Annotated in this window: 18 protein-coding genes; 2 read left to right on the top strand and 16 right to left on the bottom strand. The window is 49.3% G+C overall.

From position 1 onward, the window contains the following. Nucleotides 1-7 precede the first annotated feature (7 nt). The 10 genes from smc to DNHGIG_RS15935 form a co-directional block, all read right to left on the bottom strand. On the bottom strand, nt 8-3,580 hold the full coding sequence (gene smc / locus DNHGIG_RS15980; protein WP_282200520.1) for a chromosome segregation protein SMC: 3,573 nt from the start codon (nt 3,578-3,580) through the stop codon (nt 8-10). A gap of 165 nt (nt 3,581-3,745) precedes the next feature. Continuing rightward, a complete protein-coding gene (rnc, locus tag DNHGIG_RS15975; RefSeq protein WP_282200519.1) occupies nt 3,746-4,450 on the bottom strand; it encodes a ribonuclease III in 705 nt (234 codons plus the stop codon). Nucleotides 4,451-4,504: 54 nt separating this feature from the next. Next, a complete protein-coding gene (fabF, locus tag DNHGIG_RS15970) occupies nt 4,505-5,749 on the bottom strand; it encodes a beta-ketoacyl-ACP synthase II (RefSeq protein ID WP_439647779.1) in 1,245 nt (414 codons plus the stop codon). 248 nt (nt 5,750-5,997) lie between these two features. Then, the gene (gene acpP / locus DNHGIG_RS15965) at nt 5,998-6,234 is read right to left on the bottom strand and encodes an acyl carrier protein (protein ID WP_282200518.1); all 237 of its coding nucleotides are present in this window, start codon (nt 6,232-6,234) and stop codon (nt 5,998-6,000) included. A 25-nt stretch (nt 6,235-6,259) separates the two neighbouring features. Continuing rightward, nucleotides 6,260-7,000 (bottom strand): 3-oxoacyl-[acyl-carrier-protein] reductase, encoded by a 741-nt coding sequence (gene fabG, locus DNHGIG_RS15960; protein ID WP_282200517.1) that lies wholly within the window; start codon nt 6,998-7,000, stop codon nt 6,260-6,262. Between the two features lies 1 nt (nt 7,001). Next, nucleotides 7,002-7,943 (bottom strand): ACP S-malonyltransferase, encoded by a 942-nt coding sequence (fabD, locus tag DNHGIG_RS15955; RefSeq protein ID WP_282200516.1) that lies wholly within the window; start codon nt 7,941-7,943, stop codon nt 7,002-7,004. Nucleotides 7,944-7,954: 11 nt separating this feature from the next. Next, nucleotides 7,955-8,965: a phosphate acyltransferase PlsX gene (gene plsX, locus DNHGIG_RS15950; RefSeq protein ID WP_282200515.1), complete on the bottom strand. Its 1,011-nt coding sequence runs from the start codon at nt 8,963-8,965 to the stop codon at nt 7,955-7,957. Then, nucleotides 8,949-9,551 (bottom strand): transcription factor FapR, encoded by a 603-nt coding sequence (gene fapR, locus DNHGIG_RS15945; protein ID WP_282200514.1) that lies wholly within the window; start codon nt 9,549-9,551, stop codon nt 8,949-8,951. Before fapR ends, plsX begins: the two co-directional genes overlap by 17 nt. A gap of 125 nt (nt 9,552-9,676) precedes the next feature. Further along, nucleotides 9,677-9,853, bottom strand: a complete 177-nt coding sequence (gene rpmF / locus DNHGIG_RS15940) for a 50S ribosomal protein L32 (RefSeq protein WP_282200513.1) — start codon at nt 9,851-9,853, stop codon at nt 9,677-9,679. Between the two features lie 35 nt (nt 9,854-9,888). Continuing rightward, nucleotides 9,889-10,395, bottom strand: a complete 507-nt coding sequence (locus DNHGIG_RS15935) for a YceD family protein (protein WP_282200512.1) — start codon at nt 10,393-10,395, stop codon at nt 9,889-9,891. Nucleotides 10,396-10,505: 110 nt separating this feature from the next. Between DNHGIG_RS15935 and DNHGIG_RS15930 the strand changes: the two genes are divergently transcribed. Further along, on the top strand, nt 10,506-11,738 hold the full coding sequence (locus DNHGIG_RS15930) for a nucleotidyltransferase (protein ID WP_282200511.1): 1,233 nt from the start codon (nt 10,506-10,508) through the stop codon (nt 11,736-11,738). Here DNHGIG_RS15930 and DNHGIG_RS15925 read toward each other — a convergent pair. The 5 genes from DNHGIG_RS15925 to DNHGIG_RS15905 form a co-directional block, all read right to left on the bottom strand. Continuing rightward, nucleotides 11,713-12,765 (bottom strand): SepM family pheromone-processing serine protease, encoded by a 1,053-nt coding sequence (locus DNHGIG_RS15925; protein ID WP_282200510.1) that lies wholly within the window; start codon nt 12,763-12,765, stop codon nt 11,713-11,715. The two genes, DNHGIG_RS15930 and DNHGIG_RS15925, sit on opposite strands and share 26 nt — an antisense overlap. Then, nucleotides 12,765-13,550 carry a patatin-like phospholipase family protein gene (locus DNHGIG_RS15920; RefSeq protein WP_439647749.1) on the bottom strand — a complete coding sequence of 262 codons (786 nt, stop codon included), beginning with the start codon at nt 13,548-13,550 and terminating at the stop codon, nt 12,765-12,767. The genes DNHGIG_RS15925 and DNHGIG_RS15920 overlap by 1 nt, the downstream gene beginning before the upstream one ends. Before the next feature lie 34 nt (nt 13,551-13,584). Then, nucleotides 13,585-14,064 (bottom strand): pantetheine-phosphate adenylyltransferase, encoded by a 480-nt coding sequence (coaD, locus tag DNHGIG_RS15915; RefSeq protein ID WP_282200509.1) that lies wholly within the window; start codon nt 14,062-14,064, stop codon nt 13,585-13,587. 8 nt (nt 14,065-14,072) lie between these two features. Beyond that, on the bottom strand, nt 14,073-14,666 hold the full coding sequence (gene rsmD / locus DNHGIG_RS15910) for a 16S rRNA (guanine(966)-N(2))-methyltransferase RsmD (protein ID WP_439647778.1): 594 nt from the start codon (nt 14,664-14,666) through the stop codon (nt 14,073-14,075). A gap of 311 nt (nt 14,667-14,977) precedes the next feature. Continuing rightward, nucleotides 14,978-15,583 (bottom strand): hypothetical protein, encoded by a 606-nt coding sequence (locus tag DNHGIG_RS15905; protein WP_282200507.1) that lies wholly within the window; start codon nt 15,581-15,583, stop codon nt 14,978-14,980. Between the two features lie 97 nt (nt 15,584-15,680). Here DNHGIG_RS15905 and DNHGIG_RS15900 point away from each other — a divergent pair, with 97 nt between their 5' ends. Then, nucleotides 15,681-15,962: a hypothetical protein gene (locus DNHGIG_RS15900; RefSeq protein ID WP_282200506.1), complete on the top strand. Its 282-nt coding sequence runs from the start codon at nt 15,681-15,683 to the stop codon at nt 15,960-15,962. A 168-nt stretch (nt 15,963-16,130) separates the two neighbouring features. On the opposite strand, the gene recG is transcribed toward DNHGIG_RS15900, so the two are convergent. After that, complete coding sequence (gene recG / locus DNHGIG_RS15895) at nt 16,131-18,185, bottom strand: ATP-dependent DNA helicase RecG (RefSeq protein ID WP_282200505.1); 2,055 nt, start codon at nt 18,183-18,185, stop codon at nt 16,131-16,133. Between the last annotated feature and the right edge of the window lie 71 nt (nt 18,186-18,256).

Below are 18,256 nucleotides of genomic sequence, written 5' to 3'. Positions count from 1 at the left end.
CCCAAACTTATGCGGATTGTACATCGTTTTCAATCAATTTTACGGAAACGAGTTTACTTACACCTGATTCTTCCATCGTGACACCGTAGAGGACGTCGGCACCTTCCATCGTTCCTTTGCGATGAGTGATCACAATAAATTGGGTTTGAGCTGAAAACTCTCGCAGATATTCGGCGAAACGAGAAACATTGGCTTCATCAAGTGCAGCTTCCACTTCATCCAATACGCAAAAGGGAACGGGTTTGACACGCAGGATTGCGAAAAGAAGAGAAATCGCCGTAAGCGCCCGCTCCCCACCGGATAGAAGGCTTAGGTTCTGCAATTTCTTACCGGGTGGCTGGGCTACGATCTCAATACCGGTCGTCAATAAATTTTCCGGATCGACCAAGAGCAGGTCTGCTCTTCCGCCGCCAAACAATTGGGCGAACACATCGGTAAATTGGGCGCGGATCGCGGTGAACGTCTCCAGGAATCGTTTCGACATCTCTTCCTCGATATCGCGTATCACTTCGTACAATTTCGTTTTTGCTTCGATCAGATCGTCCCGCTGTTCGCTAAGGAACGTGTAACGTTCATTGATGCGATTGTATTCGTCGACAGCCCCCAGATTCACGTCTCCCAATGCCTCAATTTCTCTCCGTAAGGCGGAGGCCCTGTTTTTCGCCGCAGCGATATCTTCCGGTATAGGGTAGCGTTCTTTCGCCCATTCAAAAGAGATTTGATACTCGTCCGCTAATTTGCCGAGTGCGTTCGCAAGTTCAACATCAAGACGGTTTACTTTGACTTCGTTTTGATGCACCTGGTTTTCGAGATTGCGCAACACAAGCCGTGACTCGCGCACGCGATGTTCCGCATCAGCAATCGCCTTGTTCAGTTCCGCTTTGCGTACTTTTACTTCATCCAGTTCCGCTTGTGCGCTCGCCCTCAGAGCGGCAGTCGATTTCACCTGCGATTCACATTCCGCCATCTCCCGCTTCGTTTGCTGTAATCGTTCTTCGATGAGAGTCAGCTCCCGTACCTTCGCTTCCATCTCCTCGGAAATGTCCGTAAAGCGCTTTTTCAGTCGCAAAATGTTCTCTTCCGTTGAGGTGATTTCCTGATCGATTCCCGCGAGCTTTACTTTGACCTCAGTGACTTCCTCGGAAAGATCCTCTTGCACGGACATCTGTTCACGAAGATTCGCTTGCAGTTCATCCACACGCCGGGAGATCTCCTGCGTCTGTTTTTCCAGCGTGGCCAGCTCTCGAGTCACTTGCTCCTGCCGCTCCGTCCATTCATACATCTCCTTGCGGCACTGATCGATTTCCACGCGTACGACTTGCAGTCGTTCCTCGAGTCCCCGTTTTTCTGCAGAATTTTCGCGAATGCGCGCCTCTGCCTGACGGGACGATTCTTTCATCTTGGACAATTGTTCTTGCAACTGCAACTGTTCTTCTTGCATGCGTGCCGATTGGGTCTCAATCTCTCCGATTCTCTTCTCCGCATCGCGAATAGATTGTTGCAAATCGGCCAACTTCTTTTCCAGCTCTTCGATTTCTCGTTGCCGTCCAAGTAAGCTGGTTCCCTTCTTTTGTACGGAACCCCCTGTCATCGAACCTCCCGGATTGACAATATCGCCGTCAAGGGTGACGACACGAACGCGATACTGCAGCAATCGCGCCAAAACGTTCGCATCCGCGATCGTCTTGGCGACAACAACGGCGCCGAGTAAATAATTGATTACTTCACGGTACTTTTCTTCACAGCCGACCATTTCAGCGGCAATGCCGACGAACCCCGGGTGATCTTCAATGGCCGATCGCTCTGCTCTTCCCAAGGTGCGGCCCTTCATCACATCTAGAGGTAAAAAGGTCGCGCGTCCCCCATTGTTCCGTTTCAAGAACTGTATCGCTTCCCGTCCGGCTTTTTCGCTTTCCACGATCACATGCTGCAATGCAGAGCCGAGTGCCGTTTCCAGAGCGATCTCATATGGCGCAGGCACTTGAATCCGCTCAGCCACTGCACCGCAAACGCCTGAAACTTTCCCCGCTTTGGCCGCTTGTAAGATATTGCGTACACCGATGTTATATCCTCCGTATTCCTCTTGCATATCTCGCAAGAGCTCATAACGAGAATGGCTGGAAACAAATTCATTTTGTGTTTCCCGCAATCTCGTTTCCAGTTGCTTCTTCTGTTCTGCTTGGCGGTGCAGCCATTCTTGTTGCTCATGGAGCCGCTTGACCAAAACGTCCTCATCCTTCTGAAGGGCAAGTACCTGTTCTTCCGCTTCTTCAAGCACTTGTTCAACCGTTTGGATGCGTGCGATCAGTTCCTTTTCGTCTTCTGAAAGCCTCTCTTCCCGTCGCGCCAACATCTCTCTCTGTCCATGTATGTTTTTGATTTCATTTCGCTTCCCTGCCGCTTCATTCAATTTCTCAATCAGGTCGGCCTTCAACCGTTCCAATTCATTTTCCCGTTCCGATCGGTCGAGAAATTCTTTGACGAGTCCTTGTTTCTCTTCAAGTTCTCTCAAGAAATCACTGCGTTTCTTGCGCAAACTTTCCACTCGTTCTTGCAGCTGCTTTAATTCCGAATCGATCATTCCCATTTCCTTGGCGAGCTTGACACGCGTACTGGAGATATCTTCACGCCCTTGCAAGAGATTGCGCATTCTTTCCCGAAGCACCTCATAGCGTCCTTCCGCTTTTTCGCATTCTTGAATGGCGTGTACAAGCTTACTGTTCTTCGTATCCCACTCTTCTTCCAACTGGTCGGCCAGCCATTTCATTTCCGCGAATTTCGCTTCTTCTTGCGAAACGACAGTCGCTTGATCCATATGCTGATCTCTCAGCCGCTTTCCTTCGTCGTTTCCCTCCGACCAACGCTTATGTAAGTCTTCAATATGATGAACATGCAACGAAATTTCAATGGTATCGAATTCTTCTTTAAGCCGGCGGTATGATTCGGCGGTTGCCGCTTGTTCCGCCAAAGGATCGATTTGTGACTCCAGTTCGCTGATCACGTCACCGATGCGAACGAGGTTTGCTTCCGTTTCTTCCAACTTTTTCTCCGCTTCCCGTTTGCGAGTTTTGTATTTAACGATCCCTGCCGCTTCTTCAAAAATACCACGCCGATCTTCCGCTTTGGTCGATAGGATTTCCTCGATCCGTCCTTGCCCGATAATCGAATACGCTTCTTTCCCGAGGCCGGTATCCATAAACAATTCTGTGATATCTTTCAAACGACAAGCCTGTTTGTTAATAAAATATTCGCCCTCTCCTGAACGATAAACGCGTCGTGTGACCGTCACTTCATTATAGTCGAGGGGAAGTTCCTGATCCGTATTGTCAAGAGTCAAAGAAACCTCACAATAATTCACCGGTTTTCTCGTCTCACTTCCGGCAAAAATCACGTCTTCCATCTTGCTTCCACGCAGGCTTTTGGCACTTTGCTCGCCTAAGACCCAGCGGATACAATCGGAAATGTTGGATTTGCCCGAACCGTTCGGACCGACGATTGCTGTCACCCCCGGAAAAAACTCCAATTCCGTGCGGTCCGCAAAAGATTTAAATCCCACGATCTCGATACGTTTCAAGTACACGAAGGTATCACCTCCATTCGACGGAAACATTGTAACATAAAGCAAGGAATCTAGGGGTAAGAAGCAATTCATGGCCAAATGAAAAGGCTCCTGTAACGAGTAGAGGTTGTTTAAAAAACACGCTCTCTTACAGAAGCCCCGTTCACTCGATTCTGTTTTCCGCGCTCAAGAGGTCGGGTTCTCTTTTTGCGTCAACATCGTAATCGTCGCCTGCGCTGCCCGCTGTTCCGCTTCTTTCTTCGAACGGCCGATCCCCTCTCCATACGGCTTGCCATCGATCATCACCTGAGCCACAAATTCCCTGTGATGGGCAGGGCCGCGCTCTTCCAGAATACGATAGCTGAGAGGACCAATACCATCACGCTGCACAAGTTCTTGAAGCATCGTCTTATAGTCCGCCAATAAAACATGGACGTTATCGATATCGGGAAGGATATGCGTATCGAGAAACTCCTTGACCGACTCCAATCCTTGATCAAGGTAGAGAGCGCCCATGAATGCTTCAAATACATCTGCAAGTAAGGCCGGCCGTTTTCTTCCCCCTGACAATTCCTCACCCCTGCCGAGGCGAACATATTTATCGAAGGACAGCTTTGTGGCAAAACGAACGAGTGATGGCTCGCAAACGATCGCCGCACGCATCCTCGTCAATTCCCCTTCAGGAAGTTGCGGATAACGTTTATAAAGGTATTCGCTAATCAGCAATTCTAAGACAGCATCCCCCAAAAATTCCAACCGTTCATTGTCTTGCATCGCCTCCCCGCGATGCTCATTGCGATAAGATGCGTGTGTGAATGCTTGCTTGAGCAGATTTACATTGTTAAATGTGATCCCGATACCACGCATCAACATTTCGAATTTGCCAGCCATTCGTCCACCAATCCCCTAAATCAAGTTCCCCGGTGCAAGCACCGGGTACCATCATTACTCCGTATATTTTCTAAAAATAATCGAAGCATTATGCCCGCCGAAGCCGAAAGAATTGGACATCGCGACACGATCCTCCGCTTTACGGGCCACATTCGGAACGTAATCCAAGTCACAATCCGGATCCGGAGTTTCATAGTTGATCGTCGGCGGTATCACTCCGCATTCGATCGTCTTCACCGTTGCAATGGCTTCGATACCACCGGCGGCTCCGAGCAGGTGACCGGTCATCGATTTGGTTGATGAGATGGCCAGCTTGTAGGCGTGTTCACCGAACGCTTTCTTGACGGACATCGTTTCAAACTTCTCGTTCATGGGCGTGGAAGTGCCGTGCGCATTGATGTAATCCACATCTTCCGGATTCAGTCCAGCGTCTCGCAAAGCCATCCTCATGGCTCTTGCCTGGCCTTCTCCTTCAGGATCCGGAGCGGTGATATGGTATGCGTCACCAGACATGCCGTAGCCGACAATTTCCGCGTATATTTTTGCGTTTCTCTTCTTCGCGTGCTCCAACTCTTCAAGAACCAGAATCCCTGCGCCCTCTCCCATAACGAAGCCGTCCCTGTTCGCGTCAAACGGCCTGCTCGCCTTTTCCGGCGTATCGTTGTAGGATGTCGATAATGCTTTCGCCGCACTGAAGCCCGCAAGAGCAATCGGTAAAATAGGCGCTTCCGCACCACCACAGATCATCACGTTTGCATGACCGCGCTCAATGATCTTGAAGGCATCTCCTATCGAGTTGGTACCCGTCGCACAAGCGGAGATGGGCGAAGAATTGGGGCCTTTCGCTCCCAGCAGGATAGATACTTGACCGGATGCCATATCACCGATCATCATCGGAATCATGAAAGGACTCACCCTGCGTGGGCCGCGCTCATGCAAGATCAACGTTTGCTCGACCAGCGTCTCGATCCCGCCGATACCGGAACCGATATAAACGCCTACGTTTTCCGCGTTTTCCTCCGTGATCTTAAGCCCTGCGTCGCGAACCGCTTGGAGGGAAGCAGCAACAGCATAATGAGCGAAGCGATCCATACGCCGGACTTCTTTTTTATCTATATAATCCTCAGGGTTAAAGTCTCTTACAATCCCCGCGATTTGACAGGGGTAGTCACTCGGGTCGAAGCGATCGATACGCCTAATACCAGATTTTCCTTCAATCAAGGAATTCCAAAATGTAGGGACGTCATTTCCTACAGGAGAGACGACCCCCAGACCCGTGACGACGACTCTTCTTTTCACTTGAATCACCCATCCTCCAAGAGTCTCATAGAAGTTGTTCAAAAAGTCCGGGAAACAAGGCCGCTGCATTCGTTTTTGGCAAAATCATTCTGCTGGTCTCGTTCGTATCTCGACCTTTCGCCAAAAATTTTGCCATCGAAATGGGGCTCTGTTTGTCCTCCTTTTTGAACAGCCTCTCTCACATCTGGATGTTAAAATAAAGTCCCGCAACGCAGTACGGGACTTTTTAAACCATAAAATGCGTTTGATTATTGATGGGCTTCGATATATTTAACTACTTCACCCACAGTAGTGATTTTCTCGGCATCTTCATCGGAGATTTCCAGATCGAACTCATCTTCCAATTCCATAACCAATTCCACTACATCGAGTGAATCAGCCCCAAGGTCATCTTTAAAAGATGATTCCATCTTGACATCCGCTTCATCGACCCCTAGGCGATCTACAACGATGCTTTTCACACGATTGAAAATATCTTCGGACATGCTCTCACCTCCTTCCAAGAGTATACTACATTACCATTCCGCCGTCGACACTTAGTACTTGTCCTGTCATGTAGGCGGCATCATCAGATGCCAGGAACAGAACGACTCCGGCGACATCCTCCGGTTTGCCAAGACGGCCAAGAGGAATCTGTTCAAAAAGCTTTTGCTTGTATGTATCCTCTAAAGCTGCAGTCATATCGGTTTCGATGTATCCCGGAGCTACGGCATTCACCGTGATTCCCCTGGTAGCGAGCTCTTTAGCCGCCGTTTTCGTCAAACCGATGACCCCTGCCTTAGCTGCAACGTAGTTCGCTTGCCCCGGGTTTCCCATCAAACCGACGACTGATGCGATATTGATGATCCGCCCGGAACGTTGTTTCATCATAGGCCGGGCGACCGCTTTCGTGCAATGGAATACCCCTTTGAGGTTCGTATCGATCACCGCATCCCATTCTTCCTCTTTCATGCGGATTAAGAGGTTGTCACGCGTGATGCCAGCGTTATTGACGAGAATGTCCACTCGTCCGTACGTTTCCAAGGCGGTTGTTACCAATCGTTCGGCATCTTCATAGCGGCTGACATCTCCCTGGACAGCGATCGCTTCCCCTCCTTGCGAACGAATGGCGGAAACCACCTCTTCCGCTGCCGCTTGGCTGCCCGAGTAGTTAACGACCACTTTGGCTCCTTTTTCCGCGAATTTCAAGGCGATCGCCTTGCCGATACCGCGGGAGCCACCAGTGATCACTGCCACTTTGCCATTATACATGTTATCCCTCCTCTTTCAACTGGCTGACTACAGATTCTAGTGATGCCGGATCCTGAATATTGAACGTAGGAATGCGTCTATTGACCTTTTTAATCAAACCTGAGAGCACCTTTCCCGAACCGATCTCGACAAAAGCCTCGACCCCTTCGTCCAGCATGAACCGCACTGAATCTTCCCATAACACGGATGCGGATACTTGCTGATAAAGCACTTCCCGGATCTCCGCCGCTTTCACGACGGGGCGGGCAGACACATTCGCCACGACAGGAACCGCAGCATCCCGAATCTCTACTTCTTCAAGCACCTGTTGCAGTTTTTCGGCCGCAGGTTGCATGAGAGAAGAATGGAAGGGACCCGATACACTCAGACGAACAATCTTGGCTCCATTGGCAGATAAACGGTTTCCTGCTTCTTCTACCGCTTCCGCTTTGCCGGAGATCACAATCTGCCCAGGGCAGTTAATGTTGGCTAATTCCACAGGCCCTACCTCAGCCGTAACCTGTCGGCAAATCTCTTCAATCAAATTCCGCTCAGCCCCCATGACAGCCGACATGGAACCTACACCCGCAGGAACCGCCTCATCCATGAATTTGCCCCGGGCATGGACAATGCGCACCGCATCACTGAAATCCATCGCGCCGGCAACGACCAAAGCGGAATATTCGCCTAGAGAATGCCCGGCAAGAAACGCGGGAACAAAGCCTTCTTTGGCAAATACGCGATAGATCGCGATGCTTGTAGTGAGCAAAGCGGGTTGTGTATAGTAAGTCAAGCGCAATTTGTCTTCAGGCCCAGAGAATATGAGGTCGGAAAGCTTGAATCCAAGAGCTTCATCCGCCTCGGCGAATACGCTGCGCGCTTCCCCGAATTGGTCGGCCATCTCTTTCCCCATGCCTACCGTTTGTGCACCCTGTCCCGGGAACACGAATGCCATTTTTTTCATTCTTTTCCCCCCTATTCATTACACATTTTGTGTTCTTTATACCCTGCCACCTTAACAAATTGACTCAGGACATCACGCAACATGAATTGACGTGCTTGATGAATCGCCATCTGTATGGCGCGGGCGTTCGATGACCCGTGCGCCTTCATGACAACACCCTTGACCCCCAACAACGGCGCACCGCCATATTCCTTGTAATCGAACGTTTTCTTGAATTTGAGTAATCCCGGCTTGAGAACAAGCGATGCTGCTTTTGACATCCAATTTTGCAACAGAACATCCTTTAGTGCACCAAAAAGACCGAGACCGATCCCTTCCGCCAGCTTCAACATCGCATTGCCCACAAAGCCGTCACATACGAGCACATCGCAAACTCCATTCATCACGTCACGCGCTTCCACATTGCCGATAAAGCGAAAATCCCCTTCCGCAAGCATGGGAAACGCCGTTTTCGTCAACTGGTTTCCTTTTCCGGGTTCTGTACCGACATTCAGCAAGCCGATACGCGGTTTCTCTACTAACAAAACATCTTGCGAGTAGACGTGACCCATATAAGCATATTGCAAAAGATGCTCCGGGGTAGCGTCCATATTCGCACCCGCATCGAGCACCAGCACTCCTCGGCCGTCAAACGTCGGCCACAACGTAGCGAGAGCAGGCCGCTCAATCCCTTCCAGTCTACCGATGATTAACAGGCTAGCCGTCATTAATGCACCCGTGTTGCCGGCAGATAGAATACCATCCGCGCGCCCTTCCTTCACCAGATTCGCCGCCACGACCATGGAAGAATCCTTTTTTCGGCGAACGGCGCGGACTGGTTCATCCACCGCTTCAATCACTTCCGAAGTATGTATAATCTCTATATTGTCAGGCACTGAGTGTCCGAGATATTGGCGAATCTGGCTTTCGTTACCTGTCAACAGCAACGTCAGATCGGGATACTCGCTGGCAGCCAATATTGCACCAGTCACGACCGCTTCCGGCGCATAATCGCCACCCATAGCGTCAATCGCCAGTTTCAAAGTTTGTTTCCTCCCATCCACGTGCGTTTTCTTGCTGAACTTTGACTACTGTAAACGCACCTTCAAAAACGATATCCGCCCCGGCCTTCGTCGTCACCTTGACATGGGCCCGTTCCCGTTTATTGGAAGTCACAACCGCTTTACAAACCAAACGTTCCCCCAATTGTACCGGACGAATGAAGCGAATCTCGGCCACTGCAGTCAAAACGACTTCCGCATCGATCACGGCAACGGCCAAGGAGTTCGCTTGTGCAAACATGTGATGACCTCTCGCGATCTTCGTCTTGCTAAAGACGTGCTCTGGACCAATATCCAGAATGGAGATGGCCATCTCCCCCAGATTCACTTCGATTAACTGGCCGATGACTTCCGTCTCCGAGAGTGAGCGCAAATCATCATTCTTTCTTGTAGCCAACGCACGAATCCGTTCACGCAGTTCGGGAATGCCGAGGGTTAAACGGTCCAAACGAATCGTCTGTATGCTTACGTCAAAGCGTGCCGCCAGCTCTTCATCAGTCAAAAAGGGTTCGCGTTCAAGCAAATCCAATAAAGCAGCTTGGCGCTCGCGTTTCTTCCTTCTCGCCATCCCGAACGAACCCTCCCACGATTTAGTACCAAGTACTAATGCGAGTATATAAAATACATACCGAAAGTACAAGTATTGATTAAAAAAAAGACAAGAACCTGTACAGGTCCTCGCCTTTTTCACATTTACGCTTCAACGATAACAGCGCGTCCTTTGTAATACCCGCAGTTCTTGCAAACACGGTGAGCCAACTTCATTTCGTGGCATTGCGGGCATTCAACCATCCCTGGAACGGTCAGCTTGAAATGAGTACGGCGCATACGTTTGCGCGTTTTGGACGTACGCCGAAATGGTACTGCCATTGTCTACACCCCCTTACAAAGCTATCAAAAGGGATTCAATTTTGTTCAAAGAATTTGGCCAGATCCGCCAATCGCGGGTCGATCCGCTCATCGTTGCAGTTGCAAGATGATTCGTTGCGGTTCATCCCGCAAACAGGGCAAAGACCGGCACACTCCTGTTCACACAGTGGACGGTATGGCAGAGCAAGAATGATGGCTTGCTCCATCCATGGTTCCAAATCGATTTCTTCGCCCACTACGGCGATCCGCTCGTCCTCGTCGTCTACCACTTCTTGTGCGGCTTTGACAAACCGTTCGCAAAACGGGACGTCAAGCCTCTCCACAAACTCCTGAAGACAACGGGAGCATCGATACGTGACATCTGCCGATAACGTTCCTCGAACGTAACAGCTATCATCATGCATACTCGCGCACAAATCCACTTCGACAGGACTCATCGCGACAACATGTCCGATCTCCTTCACGATATTCGGGAATGTCATCGTCTCATGAAGATGAAGTTCGGCGGATGGATCACGCACGTCTCGCCATTGAATGTTCAACGAAATCACCTCATTAAACAACAGTGTACATTATATCGGCCGTCCACTTAATTGTCAATAAAGGGTTCAATTGCTATAATGTCCTCCAAAAAGACGGAGGTTTGTTTCGCATGCACGTTACCGGCATCATTGTCGAATACAACCCCATGCACAACGGCCATTGTTATCATATCCGCAAAGCGCGGGAAACAACGGGTGCCGATGCCATTGTTGCCGTTATGAGCGGATATTTTTTGCAACGAGGGGAACCGGCGGTCTTAAATAAATGGGCACGTACCCAAATGGCATTGCAAAACGGTGTGGATCTCGTATTGGAGCTGCCTGTCGTATATTCGACACAGAGCGCGCGTTTTTTTGCTTTGGGCTCCGTGGCGACATTAGACGCTCTCGGTGTCGTTGATTCCCTTTGTTTCGGCAGCGAAGCAGGAAACCTGCACACATTGCAAAAAGCAAGCGCACTCATCTCCGAACAACCTTTCCTGCTGCAAACCTTGCAAAAGGAAGAACTATCGCGCGGCACTTCCTATCCTCGAGCGATGGCAGACGCGCTACGACGTTACGTGGCAATGAAAGAAGATCTTGACGCCGCTGTATTTGATCAACCGAATAATATGCTCGGCATCGAATATCTTCATGCACTCATTACATTAAACAGCAAGATCAAACCATTCACGATCCGACGCATCGCCGCGCCATACCATGAAGAAACGTTTAATCACACGGCGATCGCCAGTGCAACCGCCATACGAAAATCAATCATGGAAGACAGGATTTCTGCTGCCTTTTCATTCATGCCTGAAAACAACGCGGCGATTCTTGCAAAAGAGATAAACGAGGGGCGAGCACCTGTAAGTTGGGAATCGTTTGCCCGTCCAATCGTTTCTCTTTTGGTGCGCGCACATGTGAAAGAACTGACTCGCTACCTTCACATCGACGAAGGATTGGCCGAAAGACTCCGCTTCGCCGCAGCGAGAAATACTGAGATGCATGCACTCATCCGTGACGTGAAAACAAAGAGATATACATGGACGAGGATTCAACGGGCTTTGACGGCACTCTTACTCGGGTTGACGAAAGAGCAGGCAGAAAACCTTGAATTAACGAAAGGGCCTTCTTATATCCGCGTCCTTGGTTTTAATGAGAGAGGCCGTGAACTGCTTAAATCGGCAAATGTCCGCTCACGGGTGCCCATCTTTACAAAAATAAAACGTGAGATCCCGAGAATGATGGAATGGGATCTCACAGCTTCCCGTCTCTACATGCTAGCGTACAAGTCACTGCATCAAGAATACTTCCGTCGCGAATTGCAACATCCGGTTATGGATGTGCAGGGAGACTCTTGAGATAATCGAGGACGTCGGACAAGTTGCGTACCGGGACAATCTTCATGCGCGAATGGATTTCTTTCGCCGTCTGTTCCGCTTTGACAGCATTATCATCCCCTTTGGCGATATCTGCAGGAACAAAGAATATCTCCGCTCCTTTTTTGTCGGCGGCGACCACTTTATGCTCGACACCGCCAATTTGTCCTACATTGCCGTCGATATCAATCGTACCCGTTCCGGCGATCTTGTATCCTTTTGTTAGATCGCCGGGCGACAACTGGGAGACGATCTCTAACGCAAACATCAATCCGGCCGAAGGTCCACCTATATTTTCTGTATGAAAGGTAACTTTCGAGGGAAAATGGATCTCCTGTTTCGTGATTTGCTGAATCCCCAGTCCTGTGCGCTGTTTATTGACCGTTCCTGAGTCGGTCGGTAATGAGATACATTCGATACTCGCTTGTTCTTCTTTCCCCTGGCGCACGAATGTCACCCGTACACGGTCGCCCGGTTTCTTTTCGCTCAGATAACGGACGACATCTTCCGCCTTATGTACCGGATATGTATCGATCTGTTTGATGATATCCCCTTTTTGCAGGATACCTTTCGCTTTTGATTGATCAAGGATACTAACGACTTCCACCCCGAGATAAGTGATATCCACCTTTTTACCGGCTGCGCGAAACCCAGCTACCATCGCATTCTGCTGGGAAGACTGCATCATCTGCTGCAATATCTTCGAATATTCATCTTGGGGTAATCCTTGATCGACCATTTTTTTTGGCAAAAGCTCGCTATGAGGAGCCAAATACCCGTATGCCAGATAATAGATGTTTCGTGTAGGGATCGTATACACAGTTGTGAGCATTACGGAACCTTTCTCGTCTTTTTTACCGCCTTCCACGGTAACAAGAGGCGCAAGTTCATCAGCCGACCCCGGTTGCATAATGTAATAGGGCGGCTGCGGGTAGAACAAAGAAATACCGAAAACGACGGGGATGACCATCTTGGCGATCCGTTTCTTCCATGTATTCTGTCCGGACATCATGCATCCCCTTTCCAATTTTCCACCGTCCGCTTAATGATATCAGCCATCTCTTCCGCCGCTTTGCGCCCTAGCGCGATCGTTTCTTCCACTTGTGTGAAAGCGGTGGAACTGATATGTCCGACATCGGGACGAATCAAAATATCCGCATTCAGTATGTGTGTTTTCAAAATCTCCCGTTCCATGATTTCGATCGTTTGAAAAAATACATCAATAATGTTTTTTACGGACACCTCTTTTTCCGTCAACCCGACATCGACGGCGATCACGATGTCAGCTCCCATCTCACGGCAAACCGTGATGGGAACCCGGTCGATCACGCCACCATCTACAAGGACCCTATTATCGATACGTGCGGGAACAAATATACCGGGGATGGCGATGCTCGCGCGAACGGCACGATAAATCGGCCCTTCACGAAAAACCACCCGTTCCCCTTTTTCCACGTCAGTGGCTACGATCGCCAATGGAATGCTCACGTCTTCAAAGTTCATTTCTTTTGTGAGAAAGCGAACCATTTCCATAATCTTAACCCCGGAAACAAAGCCCATTCTCGGGACGGTAAAATCAATCCAATGGCGCCTTTTCAAATGTGTGGCTAATTTCTCCATGTAATGAGTTTCCATGCCTGTACAATAAAATGCACCGACCAGACTCCCCATGGAACTTCCGGCGATACAATCGATCGGCAGACCGATTTTTTCGAGAACTTGAAGGACTCCTATGTGCGCGAAACCTCTAGCTCCCCCGGCACCAAGGGCCAAGCCTATCTTCGGCTTTCGCATACACCATATGCCTCCTGATTTGTAAATTAAGGTATCAAAGAGAGTATTTCTCGCGGATGGCTTGTTCCACGTGCGGAGGAACGAAGTCGCTGATCGGCCCGCCGTGACGAGCGATCTCTTTTATGATGCTGGAACTCAGGTGAGAATATTTGGTGCTTGTCGGTAGAAAGAATGTCTCCGCATCGTTATACATATGTTTGTTCATAGAAGCCATCTGCAATTCGGACTCAAAATCAGAAACGGCTCGCAAACCTTTGATGATCACTGACGCATTCTTCTTTTGAACATAATTGACTAAAAGTCCAGGAAAGCTATCCACTTCAACATTCGGAATATGTTCGACGGCACGCCTGATCAATTCCTTGCGTTCTTCGACACTGAAGAGGGGATTTTTATGCGGGTTGACCATGACGGCGATGATCACCTTGTCAAAGATGCGCGCTCCCCGTTCCACAATATCCAAGTGTCCAAATGTTACTGGGTCAAAGCTGCCGGGATAAACAGCAATCGTCATTTCATCATTCAATCCTTTCTGTAAAAACTTATGGCGGTATCCCCGTAAACAGCATGGCGAAACTGTTCCACCCTCTGAAATCTTAACGGCAACTCGATGTCAGCTGCGTGTTCCGCAACGAGCACACCGCCGGAACGCAATAATGCATGCTGTTCAATACGATCGATCAAGTCGGGAATGATATGTAAGCGATATGGAGGATCAAGAAATATCAAATCGAACACCCTGCCGTGTCTCGCCAAGATCTGTAATGCCTTTCTCGCGTCCTGTCGATACACTTCCGCTCGGTCGACAAAACCGCAAAGACGCAAATTTTCCTTGATCACATGAAGCGCTTTGGCGTCTTGATCAATGAAAACCGCTTTCTCCATCCCGCGCGAAAGGGCTTCGATTCCCAAAGCTCCCGTTCCCGCGAATAAGTCCAATACCACTCCGTCCTGCCAAAACGGCCCAATGATACTAAATATAGATTCCTTTACACGATCACTCGTAGGTCGTGTTGTTCGACCGGGAACCGCTTGCAAGCGGCGGCCTTTGGCTAGTCCCGCGATAATTCTCATAACAGGCACACCCCTTTGTAGAGGTCGTTCAAAAAAAATCATTCCAAGTGTCACGGATCCACAATTCTCGTTATAGATGTGACCATTTTTGAACACACTCTTGTACTACTTTACCATAGTTTGTTACAACTGTCCGAATCACATGGTGAGAAAAAATTTTATCGCTTGATGTATAAACAGTCTCTTCCCGGTAATTACTAATAGTAGCAACGGCGAGAGCTGTTGCCGGCAACCGCGGAGAAGACTTACATCGATTATAAGCTCTTCCTCCGGTTTCTCCTCTCCCAGTCTCTGTTTATAGCAGAGACAAAAACCCGCGTATACCCGGACGCGGGTTTTTGCTTTTCCGTGTTTCAATCCTCTTCATAAAACCAGGTGTTATTCAGAATATCCTCACTCTCATGCTGGTTTTTTTGAAGGAACTGAACAAATTGAGTGGCTGCCGCTGCGCCCGTCGCTGTTGTCTGTACCCACCCTTTCTGTTGGTTCTCCCCTAATGCCGCCCCTGCCACAAGACGGTTGTTGTCAGTGATGTTGATCATACTGCCAGCGATAGGCATGTGCAACGAATACACCGCTTGGTTGAATTGCAGTACGATTTCACGTGCCAAACTCTTCTTATCGTTCGTTTTCGCTGTGCCGATATCAGCCGTAGCAGAGACGATGAGCTTCCCGTCTTCCGTATGATCCAAATAGACTTCTTCCAGATAAGGAACGGTACCTACTTCTTGCAAAACTGATTGTTGTTCCGCATCAGGCTTGCCATCCGAATCTTGTGGTTCTTGCTTGACAACATCTTCTTGCTGTGAATTCGCCTGTTTCGTTGCATCGAGAAACCACTCGCCCCATCTCGATTCAAGAAACCCGAAAAACGCCATCACAAGGATAAAACATACGCTCAACAACCACACCGTTTTGCGGAGCGAATGACGGCGGTTTCCTTGTTTCGAACTGATCATCCCGGATTCCCTCCCGCATTTGTTCCGTACAAGCATATGCGGGAACAGGACAAGATAGACTAAAAGCGAGTAGCATGTATAAGGAGGAGAACCCATCGTGGCTCAACAGCAAGTACAACAATTACAAATCACAGAAAGCACCAAAAGGATGCAATACATTCTTGAAGAAATGGAAGGGATCGCAAACCAATTGCTCGCTTCTCCCCACACGGAAAACAAGAATCAGGGGAAGCGATTGATGCAAGTCATGCAAAAACTCGATTATGAACGGCAGACGATCCATGAAATTGTGAACAATGGGCGTCCTTACGTATCTCAAGCCGAAAAAGACATCGGTTCAAAAGTGCAGGAAGCGATACAGGGGGCAAGCCAAATATAACGAAGGCAACTCGCGTGTCACAACGGGAGCACCTTTCGCTAGACTCCGTGGAGGTCACAACGCTTGAAAAGGATCAAAGGGGTGAGGTGACCTCCAATACCGCTGTTTCACGCATTGCCCACCTTTCATGTACCGTATCACGCGAATCGGTTCTTCGCAGACTCTCACCTAATCCGCTAAAGGTGCGAGGAGAACGCGTTCCTCTTTCAAATATTGTACCAATTGCGCACAGGCGGGCATCGTCCAAAAATCTGGGTTACTGATATAACGGTACGCTTCTTCTCTTGCCACGCGCATGATGTGCGCATGTTCCACCAGGTTTCCCAATTTGAATTCAGGAACACCGCTTTGTCGGAGGCCAAAGAATTCGCCGGGACCTCGCAGTTCAAGATCTTTTTCCGCTAAGACAAATCCGTTTTGCGTGGATACCATCGCTTTCAAACGCTCCACCCCCGTCTCCGTGGACGGGTCCGCGATTAGTATACAGGTGGACGCATGCTCGCCGCGGCCGACTCGTCCCCGTAATTGATGAAGTTGTGCCAGACCAAAACGATCCGCATTATAAATCAACATGATCGTAGCATTGGGAACGTCTACTCCCACTTCGATCACTGTCGTCGATACTAATACTTGTATTTGATTCGCGACGAAACGCCGCATGATTTCGTCTTTTTCCGTTCCCTTCAAACGACCATGCATGAGACCCACTTCAAAACCGACAAAACGATCTTTTAATCGTTCGTAAATATCAACCGCATTCTCGACCCCTTCAATTTTTTCCGATTCTTCCACCAACGGAGCCACGATATAAGCCTGTCGTCCTTTCAGCAACTCGTTACGAATAAAACGAATGACCTGATCCTCCTTGGCAGGGGAAACCCAGTATGTTTCGATCGGTTTCCTGCCTTCCGGCAATTGGTCAATCACCGATACATCGAGATCGCCAAACAATGTCATGGCCAATGTACGGGGGATCGGTGTCGCCGACATAAACAGTACGTCGGGGTGATGCCCTTTTTGGCGAAAAATCGCCCTTTGACGGACGCCAAAACGATGCTGCTCATCTGTGATTACCAACGATAGCTTGTTAAACTGAACGGCCTCTTCCAGAATCGCATGCGTACCCACAACCACATGCGCCTCGCCCGAGCGAATACGAGCCAATCGTTCCGCACGCTCCTTTTCCCTCTGCGATCCGACAAGCAGTTCGATTTGAACCCCCAAAGGCGCGAGCAGCTTTTCTGCTGCACGAGCATGCTGTTCCGCGAGTATCTCCGTGGGAACAAGCAATGCCGATTGATACCCGGAAACAAAAGCCGCATACATCGCCATCAGTGCCACGACCGTTTTCCCGGAACCTACATCCCCTTGCACAAGGCGGTTCATCGGTTTCGCAGACCGCATATCACGGAGGATATCACGTGCCGCTGACATCTGCGCGTCTGTCAGTCGAAAAGGGAGTGCGCGCAGAAAACGTTCAATCTCTTCATCAGTGAACGTATGTGAAATTCCGGGTTGCTGATGGACATGCAGATAACGAAACGCTTGCAGTTTTAATTGGAACAGGAAAAATTCTTCGAAAATCAATCGACGCTTCGCTTGTTTGAGACTCTGTTCGTCTTTTGGCGCATGGATTCGTTCAAGTGCCTCGCGCCGATTGATCAACTTGAACTTGCGGATCAATTCATGAGGCAAAATTTCCTCGACCTGCGCTCCATACTGACGCAAGGCGGTCATCATCAGTGAACGCATAACCTTTGGAGTCAGATCTCCGCAAACCTGATAAATCGGTACAAATCTTCCACTATGTACCGAATCCTCTGATGTGGAAAAATCATGATGAGCCACCACCAGCGTCCTGCGCATACGATCCAGTTTTCCCGTCAGTGTGACGAGCCGACCGGGTTGCAACTGTTCCCGAAGATAAGCTTGATTGAACCAAATGGCGGTTAGCGGGTATTTCTCTTCCGTAATCACAGGTACACTGAGGGTCGATCGTCTTCCGCGATAACGTACTCCCGGTTTTCCCGTAACCGTTACGCGAACCGTCACATGTTTTTCATTCACGTTGAGCGATAGAGGCTGAGCACTGCGATCTTCATAACGAAATGGGAAATATGTCAGCAGATCATCAACCGTGTAAATACCCAATCGCGCCAGATCGCGTCCGCGAGCCGGCCCTACTCCAGCCACATGATACACAGGTATCGTCTTTAGACTCACGTTTCATCAACATCCGTTCTAAATATTAGTGGGACAGTTTTTCTCTTGCACAAGGCTATCTGAGATGAACA

The sequence above is a fragment of the Collibacillus ludicampi genome, from assembly GCF_023705585.1.
Classification (GTDB): Bacteria; Bacillota; Bacilli; order Tumebacillales; family BOQE01; genus Collibacillus; species Collibacillus ludicampi.
This window is presented reverse-complemented; position numbering and strand designations above follow the sequence as displayed.